Raw genomic sequence first — 23,445 nt, 5'->3', positions numbered from 1 at the left:
CCCTGCTGTCATCGTAATTTAGGTTTTTAATGTTTGTCCGAAAAAGCTTTCTTTAGCTTCACGAAGTTTGGTAACGGTCAAATGCGCATTGTGAATATCGCGAAAATCATCGTCAAATACTCCTAGTAACCGGTATGCTTCTATTAATATAGCGTGTAAGTAACCAATTCTTCCTTGACAATATTCATGTAACAATTGAGGCAATCCTGATTCCAATTTTCCAAGATGTAATGATCTAGGAGGCTGAATTGCAGTTTCAATGTCTTTCAGCAATTTGCAGAAACGTTCATCACATTCTTCGAATGAATTAATTCTTTCAAGCTTAAAGCGTCGGAAGTACTCATCTTCCATATCCAGGAGATATTCAACCTTGGGAGTCCCCATACAAACCAGAGAAACTCCTTCATTTGATAAATCCTTAAACATTTCCATTCCATCTTGATCGTCAAACCGTTTAGTACGGGTTAGAAAATTCAATTCATCGAAGATGATCAATTCTGTTTTTTGTTTTCTAAGTAAATATAGAGCCTGATCTTTAGCATATCCAACTCTCATATCTGAGCGAAGAATTTTTGTTCCTAAACCTACTAATATTTTTTTGTAAAACTCCAGAGCAGTAAAAGGATAAGGTAGCTTTATATATAATACTGGAGCAATATCAATTTCCGTTTCGTCCCTATCAACATATGTGTAAACGGGATTTCGCCTTTTATAGTGAGTTGCCAGTTGTGTCTTTCCGACACCTGAAATACCGGTCAGCATTAAATGATTAGGATCATGTTCCTGGTTTCCTGCCTTCAAATGAACGCGAAGAGAATCAAAACGATCCCAAATCCGTTTCACTTCTTCATGTTGGATGAACAAATCTGCTATACGATTTGCAAATTGCTTAGCCTCTGTCCGGCTCATTGTTTTTCATTCCTTTTCTCTTCAGCTAATTTAGCTACCAGAAACAGTTCTTCTTCCTTTGATCTATTTACGACACTTTTTTGTTGCTGGCCATTGAAAGTAACTGTCACACTTTGACCTGCCTCTGTCATTCGAGCAACTGTCTTCCGTGTGTTCTTCTTTTTAAAATAACTGTTATTGATCTCGTCTTGAATCTTTCTCGCTGCCCGGGCATATTGTTCATTTCCGGGGATACTTTTCTTTTTACGCTCCCCTTCCTCGCTCCATATCTTTAAGACTCTTGAATACGTATATGAATTGACTCCAATCAATTGTTCATACGCCGGAGAGACGGCAAGTAGCTCAATAAATCGTTCTTTTTTCGGATGCTTCAAAAAGATATGCGAGATATCGTCTGGATCATATTTAACAACGTATTTCGTTTCCTTCTGCCCAATGATATCATTGCATTCTTCAGACTTATAAATGCGATTTCCCCAGCGTACTCCATCTCTCGTATAAGGCTTCCTAAGGGTCAGCATAAACTCTATTTTATACCGTTCCTCTTCAGATGGTTCAATCCACTCCGGGAATCCAGCTTCGTTACACCCATCATGATAACGATTCATGGGAGTCTTGCTATAGACTGGTAATCCTCTATGATCGCGAATAGGATACATATCCGTCATATAAATCGTGAGGATTTTCCGAATTTGATTCAGTGTAAGACAAGCTTCTTCTTCAGGCTTTATTTCACCCAAATCAGCGAACTTACTCTTCGTCGTACCTAGAATATTATGAATTAATTCGTCATTTACCGTTCGGAATAGCCGTTCGATTACTGCCCCATACTTAGGAATTCTAACCGGACGATGCATGATTTCGGACTTTAGGCTTTCATTTACAAGACGTTTAATGTCGGAGCTCTTAAAGTCCATCCCGTTATCCACGTAGATGACATTGGGAATTCCAAAGGCTTCCCATTCTGATTCAGTCCCATAAAGACTCTTGGTATTCTTGAAGAAAACCCCATGTTGTATAGCCTTACGAACGACATTCGCACTTGGGGCTTCAAACGAGATATACAAACACCATGGCATTCGGCTAAACACATCGATTCCCAGCGTAATCCAAGGCCGATCGATGGTTAGGCCTGTTTGATCATCAATAATCTGCATGTCCAATCGCGTATGATCAATCTGAATAATATCTAGTGGATGTAGAGCATCTCGATCTGCATATCCGCGTGCAACATCATCATATATTGCTTTAGCCTGCTTCAAGTTACGGAAACGTTCCCTGGCTTTCTTATCAATTCGATCAATGATGTCTGAGATCGTACTATAGCTGACTTCTTTAAGCTGTTTATATGCACATTCACGTTTAACTGATCTCCATACTGTAGCTTTTGAAATGTTGTATTTTGTTAGATAGTCATTTTCAATGATCGACTTTACTATGGGGATCAATTCATCGTGTATACGAACATGGAGAATGTCCAATACGATTTCGGGTTTTTGAGGATGACAGACTTCCAGACTTTTAGTATCTTTACGTCCAGTATATCCTCGCCCTTTCCTGGAAATGAGACCTTCTATCCCACGATAATTTTGTTCATTCTCTTGATCACGGTATGCCTTTATATAGCGCATGATGGTTGACCGGGATACTCTTTTCTTTTTCTGGACAATGCGCATTTCGTTAATGCGATTAATAAGGACTTCTTGTTGAATTGAAGTAACTTCTTCCCCTTCCTTTAATAGATACTTATATTGGTCCATAAACTTTTGAATAGATCTCAAGTTCTGACTTTTGATTTCTTCCAGTAGGATCAGAGGGTGGATAACCTCAAACCGTTCACTAACTTCTTCTCTTTTGGATTCAGAGAGTTTGGCCAGGACATCGTATGGCGCAGGCTCTTTTTTGGTAACCTTCATCGATGTATCGGGTTGGAATGTAGAATGAGACACGATTTCAGTAAATTTCATTTTAATATCTTCACCATCTGGACGTTTAATTCGTACATACGGTGGCTCAATGGATATAATCTTATGTTTCTTTCCATACAAAAAAAATTCCGAGTATAGCTTAAGTTGATTAATAGACATCCATTAGCACCTTCTTCTCTTCAGGAAAAAGTGGATTCATGAGTTGGTTAACTGTGATGGGACTATTGGAGCCGATAATTTGGTTTACATCGGTTTGAAAGATCCCCCTTGTAATTAAATGGTAAATCAACGGTTTGATTAGTAAGGAGTGGTATTCGTCACTAAAACAGTCCGCTAGATTATGTACCGTGCTGCTCTCCAAACAAACTAATCGATATATGACCTTCTCACTCCATTTCGAATAATAAGTGCGCTCCTTAAGGAAGTTTTTAAGGAATCGAATATTGCGCGCGAGAATGGACGGCATCATTTTAGGGTAAATCACAAGATATTCCCAATCTTGGTCTCGCGCATATCGCTCGCAGAAACTATTGATTTTTTCCAATCGTTCATCCTTTTCTTCTTCGGGTTCATGCTTTACTTGGTAAAGAAATGGAATCGTGTTCTTACGAAATACTAAGGTATCCGGAATATGATACCATTCATTTTCTTCAATATTATGTATAGGTATCTCAACGGGTTGTACGTAATATCTTACCACTGACTGATCCAACTCCAAGTAGTAATAGAAGAGTCGTTCCCCTAAGGATTCATATTCCACGTGACGCTCCATTTTGTGACTGTAGAAACTCCCGATGATGTGTGGATGCTGGTGACTATTCCGGTTATTCACCTTCCGCTTTGGAGCATAGAGGTAATCTTCTTGCTTCCAATCCATCTTTGACCAGTTATACCCCATTCGATCCCTCCGCCAAATATCATTTATTACCCAAATAAAGTACCAAGTTTCATGTTATCATGTATGTTCAAATTCTCGGCACAATAAACATGGAGATATATTGAATAATAGCAAAAAACCTTGATAGACCAAAGTATATGGTCATCAAGGTCCTCAGATTTGTCTCAAACATATAACATTATTAATCTCATTTATAACCGTGATCTGTCTCAATTATAAACGTTACCCACATCTCCTTTATTTAACATTCCTTAGATCTTATAAGCCTTCATAGCCTTACGTATCTCTTTAATCGATGGACGTTTACCATACATCAGCACACCCGTGCGATAAATCTTCGTTGCTAACCATCCAAAGACGCCTATGGAGAGAATTAGGATGATAAGTGACAAGAAGATTTGCCAAACTGGAATAGCATTCATTCCAATACGCACAAGCATCGCGGTAGGCGCCGTGAAAGGAATAAAACTAGTAACTTTGATTAACATGCTATTCGGCGTATTCATACTGAATATTCCGATGTAGAAGGTTGCCAGCGACAACATGGTGACGGGCATAATCGCCTGACCTAAATCCTCTGTACGACTGACAAGGGAACCGACCGCAGCGAATAATACCGCGTATAAGAAATATCCCAAGATGTAGAATAGGAACCCGTACATTAATAAGGACGTATCAATATCTGATAGTGATAGCTGATATTCATTAAGCTTATCAATATTTTGTGGCATTAATAAGTTTCCAAGAATAACGATGCCAAACACCGCAATCTGCGTTATACCAACTAAGAACATCCCAATGATTTTGCCAAACATCTGTTTGAGCGGTGAGACGCTTGTGATGAGAATCTCCATGATACGTGAGCTTTTCTCCGAAGTAACCTCAGCCGCAATCATGTTGCCTGTCATCATATTGGAGGAGAAGAATAGAAACAGGAGGAAGTAGACAACAACATAACTCATCGCCTTCTGCATTTTTTCCTTCTCTGTCGTTCCACCTGCTTCCGATTTACCTTCACTTGTTATTTTTAACGTATCCATTTGGATCGGCGCGTTCAGCGCGGCAATTTGCTCACTAGACAACGAGTTCTTTGTAACGATTATCGTCTTCACATTCTGCAGAGCACTTTGTAGATAGGTATTGAGCCCTTGGCTCATCCCATCCTCATTCCCTGTAAATACGACTTTGGGGAATCCCACTCCTCCTGCATTGCTTCCCTCGAAACGAAGATACCCTTTAATTTTGTCATCCTGTATATCTTTCTTAGGTTGTGCCTCATCTGTCCCCTCATATTTCACAAAAGTATAATCCTTCAAGCCTGATTTGGCGGCATATTCAGTCAGTTCAGCAGCAATTTCAGGCTGACTTCCGTACAATAGTCCGATTTGCTGCGCCTTGTCTGCTTTATCTCCCGTGAATACATCAATTAAATAGGAATATTCATTCCGACTGTTAATAGTAAAGCTAGAATAAGTGTCGTAAACAAGAATGATTTCGTTTTTACTTTATTCTTATACGTAAATCCAATAATCGTCCCTAGATTATTCATGTGATTCACCCACCTCTTGGATAAAGATTTGGTTAAGCGTCGGCTCCTTAATTTCGAAACGTTCTACTGTTCCTTGTGCCATCGCATGATGTAAAATCTTCTGTGCCGCTTCTGGCGTATCCATGCGGATATGATATCCTTGTTCAACATTCTCTACACTGCTCACTCCAGGAATGGACTCCAATCCATTGATTTGCCCTGAGGTATACAGAATGACCTCTTCTCGTGGATAGCGGTTTTTAATCTCTTTGATCTTCCCCTGAACGATGGTATTGCCTCGATGAAGGATGGCAATTTCCCGACATAGCTCCTCGACATGCTCCATTCGGTGGGTGGAGAATAGGATACTCGTCCCCTCATCACGAAGCTCCTTCACCGTAGCCTTGAGAAGTTCCACATTAACAGGATCCAGACCACTAAATGCCTCATCCAAAATCAAAATTTGAGGTTTGTGCACAATCGCTGCGATAAAGCCCATTTTCTGCTGATTACCTTTAGAAAGTTCCTCAATCCGCTTATTGTAATATTCCGGTACTTCAAAACGATCGAGCCAATATCGCAAACTTTTGTCAGCATCTTGATATGACATTCCTCGTAGACGTGCTAGATAAATAATCTGATCACTGATTTTAACTTTAGGATACAGTCCTCTTTCTTCAGGTAGATAACCCATTTGCTGTGTAAGTTCCTTATGATAAGGTTTACCATGATAGAGAATATCTCCACCATCCGGATAAATGAGTCCCAGAACCATGCGCATTGTCGTTGTTTTCCCTGCACCGTTTGCACCTAGCAAGCCATAAATTTCGCCTTCACCCACTTTGAGTGATACCTTATTGACTGCCGTCTTCTCACCATATTGCTTAAACACATGCTCTAACTTTAACGGTTCCATGATTATTCCCCTCTCCCCATCTGCACTTTGGCAGGCATATGTCCTTCGAGCCACAGGCTCATAATTTCATCCAGCTCTAAACTACGAGTCTTGAGTAACGTCATGCCGGCTTCATGCAGCATTTTCTCCACAAGATGGCATTCTGTCGTTGTCATCCGAACTACGTTATTCGGTTCCTGCTGGCTTTTTACGATACCAGGTAGACCCTCTGCTAATTCGATAGTTCCACTCATCCAAATCTCTTTCCAATTATCCAGCAGGCTATCTTTTTCAACCATGCCCTTCATCTCACCGTGATGCATCAATATGACGTAATCAGCTAACCGCCGCACCTCGTCAACGATATGTGTGGAGAGCAGAATTGTGGTGTCATCATCTTTAACATAATCTCTTAGTTCATCAATCATCATTTTCCATGCAAAAGGGTCCAGCCCTGATGAAGGTTCATCCAATAGTAGCAATTTCGGACGCGGTGCAAGTGCAACTGAAATCTCAAACTTCCGCCGTTCGCCCTTGGACATCTTCTTCAGCTTCGTATTCGCGGGTACATGAAATCTAGTTAATAGACTCTCAAAATAATTCTGATCCCACTTTGAATACCAACTCGCACGAAATCTAGCTGCCTCTTCAGCCGTTTGATTATCCTCTTCTTTATTCGATTTCTCCGGTACAAAGCCAATTTCCTGCCTAATCTGTACCGGAATCCCCTTACTATACGATTGTCCGAACCAAGTAATATAGCCCTCATCGGTATAAGCGTTTGTAGCAGCAGATTAATCAGCGTGCTCTTGCCCGATCCATTCTCACCCACGAGTCCGATAATATACCCCTTTGGAATATGTAAATGAATAGGACCGATCGTCTTACTCCGCCGTTTTTTACTTACGCCAACCAATTCAATAATAGCTTGCTCCACGGCTGATCATCCTTTCCCCTCTTCGGCATGATATTTACGCTTCAATATGCTTAAAAATAACTCTTTCAGCTCTACTTCATCACATTTTACGGATAATCCCACATCTACGGCCGTATTTAATGCCTCTTCAACTGCCTCACGTTTAAAATGTTCACGCTGCGAACTGTCCACCTTCGCAACGAAAGTCCCTGTACCCTGTCTGGTACGCAGTAACCCTTCACTCTCCAAATCCTGATATACGCGGCGCACCGTTATAATGCTGCATTTAAGTTCACCCGCCAACTCCCGAATCGATGGCAAAAGGTTCCTTCTTCAATTTGTTCGCTAATAATAAGCGATCTTAGCTGGGATTCGATCTGATAGTATAGCGGTTCAGCGCTATTCTCATTGAGTTGAATCGGTATCCACACCCTTCGCACCTCATTTCCTGACACAGTCATACCGTATTATTTTTATATGAACAACCACTTTACTTTTCATCTTTATCGTTACACTAAATCTCTAGTTTGCAGTTTACGCAAAGTTACTATAGAACTTATATATAGACTAATGACTCCGATCAACAACATTCCCCACATCAGTGGAGAAAGAATTCCCATTTGATGAGACATTTCAACTGTTAAATTGAACAAATTTCCTCCACATAGATTAATGATCAAGGCAATTACAATCATCAGTGGAACAAACGCACTGGATATCCAGAAATATTTCTTTCCACGATTTAAGAATTCTGCATAAATATAAATTGCATTTGTGATCATCGCATACCCTAGCCAGGTTAGGATAAACGCAACATATCCCATGCCTGCTAATTGCTCTTGGATCGATGGGGAGACCACGTACAATAGACCGAAGAAAACGATACTATTGATAGCCAGCGCTAGAAACGTCTGTAATAATCGATACGTCATCACGATTTGCGGGGAAATGGGTAATGTTCTGAAGTAGATTAACATCTGCGTATACGAATCTTCTGATAGATACTTGAAGGATCTTCTTGAGAAGTAGAACCCTAAAAAAGTCATGATCATGAGCATCATAAAATCAGTAATTGGATTTAAGAATCTTACATCGGCATTCGATTGACCCATAATCATAATACTTATCGTAAAAGCCATATAACCTGCAAATATAAAAGTCCAAAAGAAGTATCTCTTCTCGTTCTTTATATCCTTCTGCGTAATCCACCAAGCTTGTTTTAAATTACTCAATTCGCTCCATCCTCCCTCATGTCTATCTCGCTCTGCCCAGTGTGTATAATATTATAACAGTGTGCTTACTGTATATATCTTTATACACAGTATATAGAGTGTTTCCATATGTTGTCAACAACATTTCTTATTTTCTCTCCACAAAAAAAAGCATGGTGCCTCATCAGGCAACCACGCTATTTCCAATTACTATAAGAAGGATTACGAAAGAATGAATCCATCATCGTTTGAACTAATTCACTTTGTTCCCTAGGCATACTCACCTCAAGTTTGGTAAATACAGCTCCTTCTTCATCATAGTTCTGATAGGCTGCTCCGAAGGTGTTATAGCTCTGATTCTTATGGCTTAATGTATACGTTATATCGTGTTTATTCCGTTGGGATTGACTATTGAATTTCACGTGCTCTCCTGAAAATCCCTGCTGATCCGCCCATGCTTCTAGCTTAGGAAAATAGGAGCCAATCATAGATATTGCACATCCTTGACATCCACCCACATCCTGATATACCCACTGGCGATCTGGATGAACTGGATCAACCATCTTTATGCTTACTGATCCGTTTGCTCCCGTGTCCGCTTCCTCTGCTTTCCATCCTTTAGGAGCCACGACTAAGTGGCCACCGTTGAGTGACGTATCACTCAACCAGTATGCTGCCAACTGCGGCTTTAGACGTATCGGAATATCTAGATGCTCAATGATTGGCGATGTGGTATTGAGCCTTGAAGATAAGGGGCCGTCACCAACCGCATATTTGCCTGATATGCAGTATAAGGGGATTTGATCAACTTCTTTCTTCAAAGCACGATATTTCATTACGCCACATTGCACCGTTTCATACACATGTTGCTCTGCATTTACAACATTATCAATTTGAGGTACCTGTGTATTAGGGGAGGGTGATACAACCGTCTGCTGCTTATTACTGGTCTTATTTAGTTTTGAGGAATTTACGGCAGGGCTAGTCATCGATGTCGTAAACAACAACACCATAACTGCAACAATGATGATAAGCAGCTTTGACCACACTTTATTTCTTCTGTTGAATATTCCCTTCGTCATGGTTCTCATAATCCCCTCAGACCTTCGTATGATGTATACAATTATAAACGTAAGAAGTACCCCAATAGTTATCTGTCATATCTATAGTTATGGTATTCATTACCCAAATATTTTGGCTTATGAACAATAAAACTAGCATCCCGTGTCTTGCTTGTCTTATTTATTTTTAAACAAACATACTGCTAACAAAAAAAGCCTTTCAGCTTAAATGCTGAAAGGCTTAATTCTCCATTATTATGAGTCATCTTCACTCATTCGGGTTGTCCATTATACTCCAAGAATAACTTCCCATACGGGTTTAGTATGACCACCCGGATATAGGATATATAGAAGTACATATACCGCCACTCCCGTAATAGCCGTAAAGAACCAAATGGTTGCTGTTACACGGCCCCATTTACGGTGCTTAGAGAATTTCTCTTTAAAAGCAAGTACGAGTGTCGTTATTCCAAATACAGCCGCGACTGTTGCTAAGATGATATGGAAGATCAGGAAGATTTGATAATACGTCTTCATATCATCTGATCCACCCCATGATGTGTTACCTACGAAAATCGTTCTAGATGTATAAATCAGGAAGAATAGTAGCGCTGCGATAGCGCCACTGATCATGACCTTCTTATGAGCATCTCTTTTGCCTTGAATAATAAGTACCCAACCAATTGCTACCAGTATTGCACTGATTACAATAAACGAGGTGCTGATCGTCGGCATCAGCATATATAAATCCATGAATATCCTCCTTAAAGCTATTATCTTCTAAGCTCGATTCAAAGAATGTTCCGGGATATCGACAGATGAATTGATGTCATCGTCCTCATCCTGGTTTTCAGACTTATACCAACGGAAGAAGACGACCGCCAGCATGGAGGCAAAAATAAACTCCTGAATAAACTTCATAACAATACCACCAACCTGTTGATCCACCTTCGTGCTCATCAAATTAAAGAACGTTGGTCCACCAAAGGATTTAAGCAAAGCCGAAGGATCTCCGGAAAGACAATAACCCATTGCTTCCGCCCAAACTTTCGGATCACTGTACGTGGCATACATCGGCTGAGTGGAGAAAATAATCAATCCACAAGCTGGTGTTAAAAGCACCATGTTGATAAAGATAAATCCGATCTTCGCAAGACCCGTTGCTTGATGACGTTCTGGAAGCGGATTGATCAGTGTCCACCACATGAGTATCGCGGCGATAAACAATACCAGATAGTACAAACGATGAATCATGAAATGCAGCATGACGTAATCGTGAATAGCCGGAATGTGATAAAACGAGAACAAACCATTAAACACAACGGCCGCTACGATGGGCTTCGCTAAGAATCCCATCTTCTTAAACGGATTAACCTTCAAGATTGCACGCCACAACCATGCTGGCATCCCCATCATAAGTAATGGTGGAGCAACCAAATACGATAATGCCATCGAAAACATATGGAACGTGAACATCATATGCCCTAGCAGGCTGACTGGCCCACCCTGAGCCAAGTACAGGAAGAACATACCGCTGACGAACATAATCTTTTTGCCAACTGAAACTGGCTCCGCTCCTTCAAACCTGTCGCTGAGTGGTCCGATAATCACAAAGTATCCAGCAGTAACAATCAGCATGAACGCCAAAAATAAAGGACTGAATAATTCTGCAAAGCTAAAATATTCTAACCCCAGCATGTTGAACTCTCCTCCCACTGGGCGAAATTCTGTCCAAATTGTGACATGTCGCCTTTATTGAAAAAAAGAGGGGGCAAGTGCCCGCCTCTTTTTCTATTTTACCACCAAACCCAGTATAGAGCCATTATGACTGCTGTACCAGCTACGAAGAATCCGAAAATCATAAAGAGTATAGGCATTAAATGCCCTTTATCCTTCAAATGCATCCAGTAACCCAATTGCATAAAAACCTGAAGGATTGCCATGATCAACAGTAAAATGACGGTGAATGTTGCGTTAACTCCCCCAGCCGCTACAGTTGCAAAAGCAATGACCGTAAGGATGATGGAGAAGATGAACACAATAATATGCTTCTGAGGTCCTTCTGAACGATGACGATGTTTGATTACATCATGATCTGCATGTTGATCTACAGACATATTTTAGCCCACCTTTCCAAGAAGGTACACGACCGTAAAGATGAATACCCATACGACGTCGATAAAGTGCCAATACATAGCGGACACATAAACCTTTGGCGCAGTCACGACCGTTAAACCTTTTTTATAAAGCTGACCAATCAGAACTGAAATCCACAATACCCCGAAAGCTACGTGAGCTCCGTGGAATCCAACTAGCGTATAGAACGCGGAGCTGAATGCACTCGTGGTCATGCCGAATTTCTCAGCCGTAACATATTCAGCAAATTCATAAATTTCTAGTCCAAGGAATCCAAGACCCAAAACAACAGTAACCATTAACCATACTCTCAGAGCAGCAACTTTATGTTTGTGCATCGCTTGAATAGCGAATACACTGGTCAAACTACTCACGAGGAGAATCAAGGTAGCTGCTGCCGTCATTGGCAGTTGGAACAATTCATTAGCAGTCGGACCATCATTGGTCTGATTGCGAAGGGCCAAGAATGTTGCGAAGAGAGTTCCGAATAGCACAGCCTCTCCACCTAGGAAGAGCCAAAAGCTAAGGATCTTATTGCGGCCTTCCAGCGTCGCCTTCTCCGGCTCGTGTGGCAATTCGCCATTTACCGTTTCTGCGTGCGATGTCATGCTTTTACCCCCTCTTCTTCCAGCTCTTCTACTTCAATGTGCCAGCCATGATCGTCAAAGAGCGAGCGAAGCAGCATCGAACCAAATGTAATCAGAAGACCAATAATAACAACAATCCAGTTGTTAAAGATCAAGCTCATGAAGGAGTTAGAGAAATGTTCTTTACTAAACATCATACCCAATCCTGCAATGAAAATTCCGACTGACATAACGAAAGGTAAAATTGTTGGTGAAGGCATATGAATAGGGCCAAGTGGTTCTGCCGGAGTCATTTCCTTATTACCAGCCATCTTCTCTTTCCAATAAGCATCAATTCCGCGAACAAGTGGAATTTGTTTGAAGTTGTATTCTGCTGGAGGAGAAGCAATTGTCCACTCCAATGTACGACCATCTTCCCAAGGGTCATTAGCAACGCCCTTAGGCTTCGTCGCAGTAAGAATGGTGTTGAACAAGAACAGAAGAACGCCAACACCCATTAAGAATGCTCCGACAGTACTTACCAAGTTTAATGTATCAAAACCTTGGTTTGGCAGATACGTAAAGATACGACGCTGCATACCCATAAGTCCAAGGAAATGCTGTACGAAGAATGTTAAATGGAAACCGATCGCAAACAACCAGAATTCCCATTTACCAATCGTTTCATTAAGTACACGACCGAACATCTTAGGCCACCAGTAGTGAAGACCTGCGAAGAGACCGAATACAAGACCACCAACAATTACATAGTGGAAATGCGCTACAACAAAGTAAGTATCATGGAACTGGTAGTCAGCAGGAGCAGAAGCCAGCATGACACCGGTAACCCCACCCATTACAAATGTAGGAATGAACCCAATTGCAAACAAGTTTGCTGCAGTAAATCGTACTTGACCGCCCCACATTGTGAAGAGCCAGTTAAAGATTTTGATACCCGTCGGTACAGCGATCAACATCGTTGAAATGGAGAACAGCGCGTTTGCTACAGGTCCTAAACCCGTTGTAAACATGTGATGCGCCCAAACCATGAAGCCCAAGAAGGCAATCAGAATGGTTGCAAATACCATGGAGCTGTAACCGAAAAGACGTTTGCGAGCAAATGTCGGAATAACTTCGGAAATAACACCGAATGCTGGCAAGATCAAGATGTAAACTTCCGGGTGACCGAAGATCCAGAAGATATGCTGCCAAAGGACAGGGCTACCACCGTTTGCGACTTCAAAGAAATTCGCTCCCAGTATCCGGTCAAATGTAAGCAATACCAACCCTACCGTAATGGCAGGGAAAGCAAACAAAATCATTGCGGACGTAATGAAAGCAGTCCACGTAAACATCGGCATACGCATGAAGGACATTCCTGGTGCACGCATCGTAATGATCGTCGCCAAGAAGTTAATGCCCCCGATGAGGGTACCTAAACCGGCTATCTGAAGCCCGATTGTATAAAAGTCAACACCGTGTGTTGTGCTATACGTATTGGTAGACAATGGCGTATAGGATGTCCATCCGGCATCTGGTGCGCCGCCCATAACCCAGCTAAGGTTGAGCAGAATACCACCGAACAGGAATGTCCAGAATCCCAAGGAATTCAGGAAAGGAAACGCGACGTCACGAGCACCGATTTGCAATGGAATAACCGCATTCATCAATGCAAAGATGACTGGCATTACACCAAGGAAGATCATCGTTGTTCCGTGCATAGTAATAAGTTCGTTAAACGTTTGTGCGGATACTAAATCGTTCATTGGCTTAATTAATTGAAGACGAATGAGTAGTGCCTCAATTCCGCCGATGCCGAAAAACAAGCCGCCTGCCAATAAATAAAGGATGCCTATTTTTTTATGGTCAACAGTTGTTAACCAGTCCATTAAGCCCTTATGGCGCTTGACACTATGTGCATGAGCCAAGGTTGGTACCCCCTCTAATAAGAATCTTGCTGTTGCTTAGTAATTCAATTTGTAGTTAGCCAAGTAATCGGCAATGCCATCGATTTGTTCATCCGTCAGACCAAGATCCTTCGGTGAAGGCATTTTATTGCCTGGTTTCACAGCTTGCGGATCATCGAGCCATGTCTTCAAGTTTTCCTTAACTGGCTTTCCGCCCTCTTGACCTTCATTTAACAAGATACTGGCTACCGATTCACGTGAACCGATACCTGTAAGGTTTGGAGCCACAGGGCCGCCTTGGTCACCTACAGCATGACAAGACAAACATTGCTTCTTGAATACTTCAGCAAGAGCTGCATCTTCCGGTAAAACAGCAGGAGCTTTCATAGCTGTTACCCACTTGTCAAAGGAAGCTTCACTTACAGATTTAACTTTGAATTCCATGAATCCATGAGAAGGCCCGCACAATTCCGCACATTTACCACGGAACACGCCTTCCTTGTCCGCACTAAAGCTGAACTTATTCAGCGTTCCGTCCGGGTTAGTATCCATCTTACCTGACAGTGACGGTACCCAGAATGAGTGAAGAACGTCTGCTGTCTTAAGTTCAAATGCAATTTTCTTCTTAACTGGGATGATTAGATCCTGAGCTGTCTTAACGCCATATTGTGGATATTCAAATTCCCACCAGTATTGGTGAGAGGTCACCTTTACCTGTACAGCGTCCTTGTCATTAAAATGATCATCACCAAAAGCAAAAACCTGCTGTACGGTTGGAACCGCAAGCACAATAACTAAAATCAGTGGAATAACAGTCCAAATAATCTCTAATTTGAAATTACCTTCCACTTGTTCAGGTACACCTGATTGGCCCGCTCTTCTGCGGAACTTGACCAGTACGTACGCCGTTATTGCAAACACGATCAGTAAGACAACAACCATGATCGAGATTGCCAGCTTCATTAACCCAAATTGTCCTTCTGCCACTGGCCCCTGCGGTCTTAATACCGACAAGTCCTCGCGGCCACATCCGGCCAAAAGCAGAGAAAATACTGCGAGCAAGGGAAGAAGTCGCTTTACTGCCTGCCACCGTTTCATCATTGATCTACCCCACTTTTTACATTTTCACAGGCGCCACAGAAAGCACATTCAATGGCTACATACCTGCACGAACACGGAAGATTTACTACTGTCAATTAAAACAATCACCTATTAAATATAAGTTTAAGGTACTATTTTGTCAATGTTTCTGACCTAGTTCACAAATTGTTCGAAAAGTCTCTAAATGCCCGCCGCACAAGGGTTTGTAATCGGTTTCAATGCCCTTACCGCTCTCTTGAAACTCTTCCTATGCAACCAGATGTTTCCCTTTACGTATACCCAAGTTTGACTTCTTACATTCATTTTTACCTCATATAATGAATTTGAATCGTCAAATTCCAACAAAAAAAGAGCCCTTATGGCTCTAATTCCATTTGTTACTATTTATATTTCGGTTAAAATGTAAGGACCATCTTTTGTAATAGCTATGGTATGTTCAAATTGTGCTCCAAAGGTGCCATCCGCGCTACGTACTCCCCACCCATCATCATCCCACAATACCGCTCCCGAAGGACCTAGAGTGAAAATAGGTTCAATCGTGATGACCATTCCTTCTTCCAACTTCAAACCTTCTTTTCTCTTACCATAACTCGGAACGTCGGGCGGCTCATGAATGACGCGACCGATCCCATGACCCACAAGTGGCCGAACGATGCCATAATCTTTTCTACGAGCCACCTTCTCTACGGCATGACCAATATCGCCTAATGTATTGCCGGGTAATGCCTGTTCGATGCCTTTGTATAGTGCCTTCTCTGTGTGCTTAAGTAGCCTCTTCAGCGTCTTGTTTATTTCACCTATACCGTAGCTCCATCCGGAGTCAGCTAACCAACCGTTTTTATTCACGACAATATCAATCGTAACGATATCGCCTTCCTGAAGTGGAACTTCTGTCGGAAAGCCATGACATACGAGTTCGTTCACCGATGCGCACGTTGCATAGGGATACCCTCGGTACCCTTTCTGTTCAGCAGTTGCTCCATGTTGTTCTAGAAACATCTCTACAGCTTCGTTAACTGCCATTGTAGTTACTCCTGGTTTTATAATTTGAGCAACGTATTGATGACATGCCGCAAGAATCAGGCCCGCTTCACGCATATATTCAATTTCTTCTTTGCTCTTCAGGATCATGTCCAAGCTACATCCTCCTCTAAGCTGAACTCCCATAACGCTATACTATATGCTTGAAAACACAAAAAAACCGTATTCTGCAGAGAAAAAACCTCGCAAAATACGGCATATACTAGATAGATTGAAGCAAGCAGCTCCATCTAATCAAATGCTGACTTGAATTCAATGAGTGAATACGGCCTCGTTTATATAAAGCAGCCGTTTATGAAACAGATGAATTCATCCGTCCCAATTCATGTTCTACAACCGAGGTTAATTCCTCTTCGTATCCTCCCATAATATGATATTTCCGGACGTATTCCTTAACAAATTTCTTCGGATCTTTGGGCCGGAAAATCCGTGTCATCTCCCGCAGACTTTCTTTAACTTCGTTGTGACCTTTTGTTGCCATGATCGTTCCCTCCCAAAACACTCGTATGGATTGCTCCAGTTAAGAGAATTGCCGAAAAGATCTTACCTGACATCATGAAGTAGTAGTCGTTTGCAGTTGTAGGTGGGTTAAAAGACCCCGGCTACCACTTAAGGTGTCTGACATTATACATACCCTAAGTAGTAAAAAATGAATCATTTCTTCTAGTATAACATACTCACTGATCGAATTCAGCCTTTCAAAAAAATGTCTGTGATAACTTTTTTTGCATAATTGAAATTATCTTATTTGCGATAGCTTCATTGGGGTAAAATCATAAATAACCTTCATGCACGTGATACTTAAATATTAACTTATTTATGAAAGGAGATTTCCATGAAAGACCCTCTTCTTCTGATGGCTTCTCCCTCACTTCGTATACCGAGCATGACAGCCGATATGCAAGACCATACAGATCATATGCATTCTGAAGCTTTTGACATGACCCATCATCACATTTTAAAACATTATCCCAAAATGCATAGCTTTCTAATCGTGAGAGGCGGTAAATTAATCTTTGAGCGTTATTACAATGGACATGAGCGAGAAAAATTGAATGATTTGCGTTCAGCCACCAAAAGCTTCACATCCATTTTGGCGGGTATCGCAGTGGAGCGTAATGAACTTCCCGCATTAGATGATCAGGTGCTTGCTGTACTTAGTAAATATACGACACGCAAAACAGATCCACTCTTACAGGAAACCCTTACTTTGCGCCGCTTACTAACCATGACCACGGGTTTAGAATGGCAGACGGGTAATAAGCTTGGGGAACCGCTAATTCATCGTTTTCACCGCAGTAAAAATTGGCTTTCTTACGCATTGTCCCTTCCCGTTGTACAGGATAACGTAGGAACTTTTCAATACCGGAGCGTAGATTCACATCTAATTTCTGCCCTTCTTACGGAATGCTGCGGTCTGGATGCTTTCAGTTATGCACGTGAGCATCTCTTTGGGCCGCTTGGCATCGATTACGCTGCTTGGACACCTAGTCCTGAAGGACATAGTATGGGTCATATCGGACTTTTTCTAACATCTCGTGATATGGCCAAATTCGGCTTATGCTGCCTCCAAGGTGGAGTCTGGCAAGGAAAACAGGTTATACCTGAAGCTTGGCTGGAACAAGCCCTAACTTCACATATTGAAGGATATCCGGCATACGGTGATTACGGGTTTCAATGGTGGAATGGTAAAATGAACGGTCAACCATTCGCATGCGCACACGGGCATGGGGGCCAGCAAATTTACCTTTTCCCGAAATCGGATACCGTTGTCGTATTTACCGCGGACAGCCGTGTGAGCCGCTGGAAGAATCCGCGTCCTTTATTGCAGCAGTATATTCTGAATGCACTCGAATGATTCTTAAAAACTGGATAAGCGGCTTTTGCTCAGGGAACATTAAGAGGGAGAAGAAAGCAATTCACCCTGTCTTCTATATACATCTTGAGCGAAGGAGATTATGTATGGAACATGAAGATAAACGAATGCTACCTTTATCCCATGAAGAAGTTGAGTCTGACGGGATATATACGAATGAATGGGGTGGCACGGAAACGTTACACAGAGGCCAGACTTTTCCGGCGGATCCCGTAATGGGTGTTACCGAATGGAAGCTTAGCGAACTGTCTTATGATACGCATGTTGAAGGTCGAACAGATGCACGTCTTATTCCCAAAAAGAATGATACAGATAAAGAAGGTAAAATCACACATCCTCGTCGTCAAACTTAAAACACATCTTCATACCATCATTGCTATACACCCTGACCATGTCCTTATTTAGGATTTATCGTACAGGGTGTATTTTTGCTGCTCATAACTTGTCTCAGCCCCTCATATGTTAGGAGAAAGCCTTACTGTTAACAAGGAGAGTGGTCCTGAATGTCCCCGTTCAAATCGTCTACCGGATTACCGGAAAATATCGCTGCAACACTTTGTTATTTGTTTGCTTTTATTGGAGGCATCGTATTCCTAGCTGTAGAGAAACACAGTCGCTATGTATTATTTCATGCACTGCAATCGATTCTAGTGTTCGGTTTCATCATGATTGCACACGTTCTTTGCGGTTATATTCCTCTAATTGGTTCGTTCATTGCTTCATTGCTTTCTCTCATTTCATTCGTCCTGTGGCTATATATGATCTTCACCAGTCTGTAAGGGAAATGGGTGAAGCTTCCATGGGTGGGAGCGATTGCCGAAAACCAGCTTCGACATTTCTAATATATATTCGACAATATGTATTAAATGATTCCCTTTTCCCCCTAATCTTTTTACAATATAGATACGCTTACAAACGTTATGGGGGAAAACAGATGTATTTGTTTGTTATTAATAAAAAATCGGGCAATGGTCATGGCATGCGTACTTGGTCCAAGGTTAAGTCTATACTTGACTCGCGGCAAATTGCATACCATCATCTATTAACTGAATGTCCTGAAGAGGCAGAGCAGCGAACTGCCGAAATGTTACACCTTACCGAAGACTGGAAGGCTGTTGGCGTGATAGGCGGTGACGGTACCATCCATAGCGTACTACCCGTCCTAAGAGGCAGCGGTATCCCACTAGCAGTCATTCCAGCAGGTTCGGGCAATGATACCGCTCGCGGCTTCAATATCCCACGTGATACCGCCTCAGCGCTTGAGATCATGCTAACGGGACGGACCCGTTCGGCTGATTTAATCTCAACCTCAGGTGTTCTTACATTAACAGCAGTTGCCATCGGCTTTGACGCGCAGGTTGCAGAGAATGTTAACCTCAGTATGTATAAAAAAATATGTAATTTCTTTCGAGCAGGAAGATTAGCTTATATTATCGGCATACTACATACGCTACTTACCTTCAAGCCATGCAAATTAACAGTTCACTGTGACGGTGGACAAACAAGCTATCCTTCCGCATGGATGGCCGCCATCTCTAACGTAACGAGTTATGGTGGTGGACTGGACATATGTCCACAGGCGGACCCGGGAGATGGTCACCTAGATATTTGCATCGTTCACGGCTGTACACGGTTACAGTTGCTCCGTTTGTTTCCAACGGTACTTCTCGGTAAGCATGTAACGCTCCCTTTTGTCACCATGTTGAGGGGAAAGAACCTTATTGTCCTGTTTAATGAAGAACGACTTGCATTAGGTGATGGCGAGAATATGTCTACCCTCCCCTTTGATATTCATGTTGATCCGGGTGCCTGCAAGTATGCGTGGGCTAGTCTCAAAGATCTCATACCTACATAACACATACAAAGAACCACCAGTATAGCGGCTAAGACCCGCAATACGGTGGTTCTTTTCATTACGTATATATTTCATAAGCTTAATACTATGCAGCCTCTTCAGCTTCGGATATGGAATTACTCGTTTTAAAATCCGAGCGGTTCTTAAACCCATTAAATAATAAATTCAGTACAATCGCCGTTACGCTACCTGCAACAATTCCATTATCGACTAATATTCGAGCCCCATCAGGCAATACATCGAACAATTCAGGTACTACACTTACACCAAGACCCATTCCTACAGAACATGCGATGATAAAGAGGTTCTCATAACGGTTCAAGTCTACCTGTCCACCTAGCATGCGGATACCTGAGGAAACGACCATACCGAACAGTGCTACCATAGCTCCACCCAATACTGCTGTTGGAATAAGCTGTGTAAGTGCGGCAATTTTCGGTACGAAGCCGATGACGACAAGCAGTCCACCTGCTACAAAAATTACATCCCTTGTTTTAACACGGCTCATCTGAACCAGACCCACGTTTTGTGAATAGGTCGTATATGGGAATGAGTTAAATAATCCTCCGATTACGATTGCTATTCCTTCAGCACGGTAACCTTTCGCCAGATCTTTAGATGTTATTTCTTTATCCACAATTTTGCCTAAAGCCATAAATACGCCTGTTGATTCCGCAATGCTGACGATCGCGACCAGAATCATCGTTATAATCGACGACCAGTGGAACGTAGGCGTTCCAAAATAGAAAGGACGAACGGCATGGAACCAGCTTGCTTCTTTCAACGGAGTCAAATCAACATGACCATAAATAGCAGCAACAATGGTTCCTACAATTAATCCGATCAGTACGGAGATTGAGCGCAGGAACCCTTTTGCGAATCGGTTCATTAAAATAATAAAAATAAGTACACCGAATCCAAGTATAAGGTTGAGTGGACTACCGAAATCGGCCGCCCCCTGTCCGCCACCTAAATCACGGAGCGCAACGGGAACCAGAGTCACACCAATAATCGTAACCACCGATCCTGTAACAACAGGAGGAAAGAGTGCGATCAGCTTGCCGAATACACCAGAGAACACAATAACGAATAATCCTGATGCAATTATGGCTCCATATATGGCAGATACGCCATCCTTCATACCAATAACAATCATCGGTGATACAGCTTGAAACGCACAACCGAGCATGACCGGTAGGCCAATGCCGAAGAAACGATTACCCCAAATCTGAAGCAGTGTTGCTACACCACAGGCTAGCAAATCAATCGAGATCAAATACGTGAGTTGTTCTGGTGTAAGCTTCAAAGCCCCACCCACGATTAGCGGTACAATAACCGCACCTGCATACATAGCTAGCACATGTTGAATACCTAATGAAAAGGTTTTGAGCGGATGACGCTTTGTTGTTACTATCGTTTCCTCAGATTCATGAGTCCGTTCCATAGCGGTATACTTTCCTCCTGGTTTAGTGATCTAATAGTCAATTCAATACAGATGATACTTATAGCTCGCCCTTTCCCTTGTGACTACTCTAAAGGATCTGCGAAAGATACTGCTCCATCATCAAGCGAAGCAATCCGAACAAGTGATTCAACGCGGTACCCTGCTTCCTTCAGCAGACGACCTCCAGGTTGGAATGCTTTTTCAATAACAATTCCGATACCGATCACTTCAGCCCCAGCCTGCTCTACAATCCGTGCAAGTCCAAATGCGGCTTCACCATTGGCAAGGAAGTCATCAATGATCAGAACTCGGTCACCCGAATGAATAAATTTCTTAGCAACGGTAATTTCATTCGTTTCCTGCTTAGTGAAAGAGAACACTTTCTCTACAAAAATGTCATGACGTAACGTAAGTGACTTCTGCTTACGAGCAAAAATAAGAGGTACGCCAAGTTCCAACGCTGTCATGATTCCTGGAGCTATACCTGATGATTCAATGGTTAGTACACGCGTGATGTTCTGTCCATCAAATAAACGCGTAAATTCCTTGCCCATTTCCTTCATCAATACGGGATCCATTTGGTGATTGAGAAATGAGTCTACCTTGAGCACCTGATTGCTAAGCACGATGCCTTCGTCTAACACTTTTTGTTTAAGTAATTGCATCTAACTTCCCCCTCTGGTTGCTTGATTATGATCCTGTAAATATCAAAAAAATCCATCTCTCAACCGCCGATTCTGATTCGGCAAGAAAATAGATGGACTCCGGTTACAACTCAAACATACGAAAGTCCCTATACGATACGCGGCACGCATGCCTGCACATCGTTAGAAACACGAAGAGTCGTGATCCCGTAGTCCAATCATTCCGGTGACTGGGTAGAGACATGCAGGCCTATTCCTGCACATATACGAGAAGCCATATGAAATTCAGGTTCGTCATTTGAACATGTGTACTAAAGTTACAATGCATGAAGTATAACGCACATTCACTCTAAAAATAAAGTGGAATTTCGTGGCGTTCACTTCAGACAAACCTGCGTTTGGATGAAATGGCAAATTATTGAATAATAACTGCAATCTTTGATAGGTTTAGGTATAGTATACAATATTGATAGATTCGTAATACTAGATTTAACGTTGATTCGGGAGGTTTCTACTGGATGAAGGGATTTATAAACGAATTTAAAGAATTTGCAGTTCGGGGGAATGTCATTGATTTAGCCGTCGGGGTTATTATCGGGGGAGCTTTTGGTAAAATCGTTACTTCCGTGGTCAATGATCTTATTATGCCACCCATCGGATATCTGCTTGGGGGTATGAACTTTACTGACTTATTTATTCCGTTAAAAAAAACAGAGGCTGGTACAGAAGTACACACCTTGGCACAAGCGAGCAAAGAAGGTATTCCTATCATTGCCTACGGCCAATTTATTAATGTGGCGCTGGACTTCTTTATTGTTGCGTTCTGTGTATTTCTACTCGTTAAAGCCATCAACTGGGTCAAGGCGAAAGAGCATGAGAAGCCGCCTGAGGAGAAAAGCACTCGTGAGTGCCCGTATTGTCTCTCGGAAATTCCGGCAGCAGCCACCCGCTGTGCACACTGTACCTCTATTCTTGAGGATCAGACGGAATCGGCTTAGCTTTCTTTTTAGCACACAACTAATTAATGTCCATTGAACATAGGAAGAGGGTATAGCTTAATAGCTACACCCTCTTCCTATTGTACTAGATAATTCTATGTAGACTGAGTGATCCCAGCAATAAATCGAAATCGGTTATGCTTATAATCCAGTTGGTCTTTGTGGCATCAAGTTACCAAGCACCTTTTTCAGATCACGATCCTCAGTATATTTCTGTTCGCCTGTATCGAGTGAAGTCACGCGAATAGAACTGTAGCTCGCCAAAGCATCTGTTGGTGTAAACACGAGTTTGTCACGATCAGAAAGAATCACATTATAATGCATATCCTTAAACATGCCGATCAGCTGCTCCGCATCTGGAGTCTCCCCTTTTCCAACGAAAACGAGGCCTCGCAAATGCTTAACGCCCTCCTTGTGCTTCACTTCAAAATGGACGATGCATTCCATAGTTATTGCTCCTTCCTTGGTATACATTATTGAGCTATTGGGCTCATTTCATCCCTCTATCGTTGGCTATCATTCATCTTGACA

Annotated in this window: 21 protein-coding genes, 4 pseudogenes and 1 riboswitch; of the genes and pseudogenes, 5 read left to right on the top strand and 20 right to left on the bottom strand. The window is 42.1% G+C overall.

From position 1 onward, the window contains the following. Positions 1–18: 18 nt before the first annotated feature. From JCM16418_RS16615 to JCM16418_RS16535, 17 genes and pseudogenes are all read right to left on the bottom strand, one after another. Positions 19–909 (bottom strand): TniB family NTP-binding protein, encoded by an 891-nt coding sequence (locus JCM16418_RS16615; RefSeq protein ID WP_036651137.1) that lies wholly within the window; start codon positions 907–909, stop codon positions 19–21. Continuing rightward, complete coding sequence (locus tag JCM16418_RS16610) at positions 906–2,996, bottom strand: TnsB C-terminal domain-containing protein (RefSeq protein ID WP_036651135.1); 2,091 nt, start codon at positions 2,994–2,996, stop codon at positions 906–908. Before JCM16418_RS16610 ends, JCM16418_RS16615 begins: the two co-directional genes overlap by 4 nt. Next, on the bottom strand, positions 2,986–3,735 hold the full coding sequence (locus JCM16418_RS16605; protein WP_036651134.1) for a TnsA endonuclease N-terminal domain-containing protein: 750 nt from the start codon (positions 3,733–3,735) through the stop codon (positions 2,986–2,988). The genes JCM16418_RS16610 and JCM16418_RS16605 overlap by 11 nt, the downstream gene beginning before the upstream one ends. Before the next feature lie 251 nt (positions 3,736–3,986). After that, positions 3,987–5,284 (bottom strand): annotated as a pseudogene (locus JCM16418_RS16600) (ABC transporter permease). Next, positions 5,277–6,179, bottom strand: a complete 903-nt coding sequence (locus JCM16418_RS16595) for an ABC transporter ATP-binding protein (RefSeq protein ID WP_036651132.1) — start codon at positions 6,177–6,179, stop codon at positions 5,277–5,279. The pseudogene JCM16418_RS16600 and the gene JCM16418_RS16595 overlap by 8 nt, the downstream one beginning before the upstream one ends. 2 nt (positions 6,180–6,181) lie before the next feature. Beyond that, positions 6,182–7,095 (bottom strand): annotated as a pseudogene (locus tag JCM16418_RS27085) (ABC transporter ATP-binding protein). Between the two features lie 6 nt (positions 7,096–7,101). Beyond that, a pseudogene (locus tag JCM16418_RS16585) lies at positions 7,102–7,505 on the bottom strand (GntR family transcriptional regulator). A gap of 78 nt (positions 7,506–7,583) precedes the next feature. After that, on the bottom strand, positions 7,584–8,306 hold the full coding sequence (locus tag JCM16418_RS16580) for a hypothetical protein (RefSeq protein ID WP_036651130.1): 723 nt from the start codon (positions 8,304–8,306) through the stop codon (positions 7,584–7,586). Positions 8,307–8,482: 176 nt separating this feature from the next. Next, complete coding sequence (locus tag JCM16418_RS16575; protein ID WP_036651129.1) at positions 8,483–9,367, bottom strand: DUF4850 domain-containing protein; 885 nt, start codon at positions 9,365–9,367, stop codon at positions 8,483–8,485. 267 nt (positions 9,368–9,634) lie between these two features. Further along, positions 9,635–10,099, bottom strand: coding sequence for a DUF420 domain-containing protein (locus JCM16418_RS16570; protein WP_036651128.1), 465 nt, complete (start codon positions 10,097–10,099; stop codon positions 9,635–9,637). 27 nt (positions 10,100–10,126) lie between these two features. After that, the gene (gene ctaG / locus JCM16418_RS16565; protein WP_036651126.1) at positions 10,127–11,044 is read right to left on the bottom strand and encodes a cytochrome c oxidase assembly factor CtaG; all 918 of its coding nucleotides are present in this window, start codon (positions 11,042–11,044) and stop codon (positions 10,127–10,129) included. A 98-nt stretch (positions 11,045–11,142) separates the two neighbouring features. Further along, positions 11,143–11,463, bottom strand: coding sequence for a cytochrome C oxidase subunit IV family protein (locus tag JCM16418_RS16560; RefSeq protein WP_036651125.1), 321 nt, complete (start codon positions 11,461–11,463; stop codon positions 11,143–11,145). A gap of 3 nt (positions 11,464–11,466) precedes the next feature. Continuing rightward, the gene (locus JCM16418_RS16555) at positions 11,467–12,090 is read right to left on the bottom strand and encodes a cytochrome (ubi)quinol oxidase subunit III (RefSeq protein WP_036651123.1); all 624 of its coding nucleotides are present in this window, start codon (positions 12,088–12,090) and stop codon (positions 11,467–11,469) included. Further along, positions 12,087–13,937 (bottom strand): cytochrome c oxidase subunit I, encoded by a 1,851-nt coding sequence (ctaD, locus tag JCM16418_RS16550; protein WP_052020440.1) that lies wholly within the window; start codon positions 13,935–13,937, stop codon positions 12,087–12,089. Before ctaD ends, JCM16418_RS16555 begins: the two co-directional genes overlap by 4 nt. A gap of 75 nt (positions 13,938–14,012) precedes the next feature. Then, on the bottom strand, positions 14,013–15,056 hold the full coding sequence (gene coxB / locus JCM16418_RS16545; protein WP_036651119.1) for a cytochrome c oxidase subunit II: 1,044 nt from the start codon (positions 15,054–15,056) through the stop codon (positions 14,013–14,015). A gap of 384 nt (positions 15,057–15,440) precedes the next feature. Further along, complete coding sequence (map, locus tag JCM16418_RS16540) at positions 15,441–16,187, bottom strand: type I methionyl aminopeptidase (RefSeq protein ID WP_242403874.1); 747 nt, start codon at positions 16,185–16,187, stop codon at positions 15,441–15,443. 202 nt (positions 16,188–16,389) lie between these two features. Further along, positions 16,390–16,578, bottom strand: a complete 189-nt coding sequence (locus JCM16418_RS16535; RefSeq protein WP_036651115.1) for a hypothetical protein — start codon at positions 16,576–16,578, stop codon at positions 16,390–16,392. A 354-nt stretch (positions 16,579–16,932) separates the two neighbouring features. On the opposite strand from JCM16418_RS16535, the gene JCM16418_RS16530 reads away from it, so the two are divergent. The 4 genes and pseudogenes from JCM16418_RS16530 (at position 16,933) to JCM16418_RS16515 (ending at position 19,828) form a co-directional block, all read left to right on the top strand. After that, a complete protein-coding gene (locus JCM16418_RS16530) occupies positions 16,933–17,955 on the top strand; it encodes a serine hydrolase domain-containing protein (RefSeq protein WP_036651113.1) in 1,023 nt (340 codons plus the stop codon). A 104-nt stretch (positions 17,956–18,059) separates the two neighbouring features. Further along, positions 18,060–18,326, top strand: coding sequence for a hypothetical protein (locus JCM16418_RS16525; RefSeq protein WP_036651110.1), 267 nt, complete (start codon positions 18,060–18,062; stop codon positions 18,324–18,326). A gap of 150 nt (positions 18,327–18,476) precedes the next feature. Further along, positions 18,477–18,749, top strand: a pseudogene (locus JCM16418_RS16520) (DUF4870 domain-containing protein); the annotation flags it as partial. 158 nt (positions 18,750–18,907) lie between these two features. Beyond that, a complete protein-coding gene (locus JCM16418_RS16515) occupies positions 18,908–19,828 on the top strand; it encodes a diacylglycerol/lipid kinase family protein (RefSeq protein WP_052020432.1) in 921 nt (306 codons plus the stop codon). Positions 19,829–19,913: 85 nt separating this feature from the next. Here JCM16418_RS16515 and JCM16418_RS16510 read toward each other — a convergent pair whose 3' ends face one another. Beyond that, positions 19,914–21,272 carry a nucleobase:cation symporter-2 family protein gene (locus tag JCM16418_RS16510; RefSeq protein ID WP_036651108.1) on the bottom strand — a complete coding sequence of 453 codons (1,359 nt, stop codon included), beginning with the start codon at positions 21,270–21,272 and terminating at the stop codon, positions 19,914–19,916. Positions 21,273–21,355: 83 nt separating this feature from the next. Next, entirely contained in the window at positions 21,356–21,937 is a 582-nt protein-coding gene (locus tag JCM16418_RS16505) for a xanthine phosphoribosyltransferase (protein ID WP_036651104.1), read from the bottom strand. A gap of 169 nt (positions 21,938–22,106) precedes the next feature. After that, a riboswitch (purine riboswitch) is annotated at positions 22,107–22,206 on the bottom strand. Positions 22,207–22,434: 228 nt separating this feature from the next. Between JCM16418_RS16505 and mscL the strand changes: the two genes are divergently transcribed. Further along, positions 22,435–22,914, top strand: coding sequence for a large conductance mechanosensitive channel protein MscL (mscL, locus tag JCM16418_RS16500; protein WP_036651102.1), 480 nt, complete (start codon positions 22,435–22,437; stop codon positions 22,912–22,914). A gap of 141 nt (positions 22,915–23,055) precedes the next feature. On the opposite strand, the gene JCM16418_RS16495 is transcribed toward mscL, so the two are convergent. Next, positions 23,056–23,361: a hypothetical protein gene (locus JCM16418_RS16495; RefSeq protein WP_172679238.1), complete on the bottom strand. Its 306-nt coding sequence runs from the start codon at positions 23,359–23,361 to the stop codon at positions 23,056–23,058. Positions 23,362–23,445 lie beyond the last annotated feature (84 nt).

It is taken from the genome of Paenibacillus pini JCM 16418 (assembly GCF_000576305.1).
GTDB classification, from domain to species: domain Bacteria; phylum Bacillota; class Bacilli; order Paenibacillales; family Paenibacillaceae; genus Paenibacillus_AQ; species Paenibacillus_AQ pini.
This window is presented reverse-complemented; position numbering and strand designations above follow the sequence as displayed.

Bases quoted from the DNA above. Each gene is read 5' to 3' on its own strand.
- ctaG (WP_036651126.1), bottom strand. From the start codon at position 11,044: ATGCTGGGGTTAGAATATTTTAGCTTTGCAGAATTATTCAGTCCTTTA.
- JCM16418_RS16555 (WP_036651123.1), bottom strand. From the start codon at position 12,090: ATGACATCGCACGCAGAAACGGTAAATGGCGAATTGCCACACGAGCCG.
- JCM16418_RS16515 (WP_052020432.1), top strand. From the start codon at position 18,908: ATGTATTTGTTTGTTATTAATAAAAAATCGGGCAATGGTCATGGCATG.
- coxB (WP_036651119.1), bottom strand. From the start codon at position 15,056: ATGATGAAACGGTGGCAGGCAGTAAAGCGACTTCTTCCCTTGCTCGCA.
- JCM16418_RS16530 (WP_036651113.1), top strand. From the start codon at position 16,933: ATGAAAGACCCTCTTCTTCTGATGGCTTCTCCCTCACTTCGTATACCG.
- JCM16418_RS16575 (WP_036651129.1), bottom strand. From the start codon at position 9,367: ATGACGAAGGGAATATTCAACAGAAGAAATAAAGTGTGGTCAAAGCTG.
- JCM16418_RS16615 (WP_036651137.1), bottom strand. From the start codon at position 909: ATGAGCCGGACAGAGGCTAAGCAATTTGCAAATCGTATAGCAGATTTG.
- JCM16418_RS16595 (WP_036651132.1), bottom strand. From the start codon at position 6,179: ATGGAACCGTTAAAGTTAGAGCATGTGTTTAAGCAATATGGTGAGAAG.
- JCM16418_RS16560 (WP_036651125.1), bottom strand. From the start codon at position 11,463: ATGTCTGTAGATCAACATGCAGATCATGATGTAATCAAACATCGTCAT.
- map (WP_242403874.1), bottom strand. From the start codon at position 16,187: ATGATCCTGAAGAGCAAAGAAGAAATTGAATATATGCGTGAAGCGGGC.
- JCM16418_RS16525 (WP_036651110.1), top strand. From the start codon at position 18,060: ATGGAACATGAAGATAAACGAATGCTACCTTTATCCCATGAAGAAGTT.
- JCM16418_RS16610 (WP_036651135.1), bottom strand. From the start codon at position 2,996: ATGTCTATTAATCAACTTAAGCTATACTCGGAATTTTTTTTGTATGGA.
- JCM16418_RS16505 (WP_036651104.1), bottom strand. From the start codon at position 21,937: ATGCAATTACTTAAACAAAAAGTGTTAGACGAAGGCATCGTGCTTAGC.
- JCM16418_RS16510 (WP_036651108.1), bottom strand. From the start codon at position 21,272: ATGGAACGGACTCATGAATCTGAGGAAACGATAGTAACAACAAAGCGT.
- ctaD (WP_052020440.1), bottom strand. From the start codon at position 13,937: ATGGACTGGTTAACAACTGTTGACCATAAAAAAATAGGCATCCTTTAT.
- mscL (WP_036651102.1), top strand. From the start codon at position 22,435: ATGAAGGGATTTATAAACGAATTTAAAGAATTTGCAGTTCGGGGGAAT.
- JCM16418_RS16605 (WP_036651134.1), bottom strand. From the start codon at position 3,735: ATGGGGTATAACTGGTCAAAGATGGATTGGAAGCAAGAAGATTACCTC.
- JCM16418_RS16535 (WP_036651115.1), bottom strand. From the start codon at position 16,578: ATGGCAACAAAAGGTCACAACGAAGTTAAAGAAAGTCTGCGGGAGATG.
- JCM16418_RS16570 (WP_036651128.1), bottom strand. From the start codon at position 10,099: ATGGATTTATATATGCTGATGCCGACGATCAGCACCTCGTTTATTGTA.
- JCM16418_RS16495 (WP_172679238.1), bottom strand. From the start codon at position 23,361: ATGGAATGCATCGTCCATTTTGAAGTGAAGCACAAGGAGGGCGTTAAG.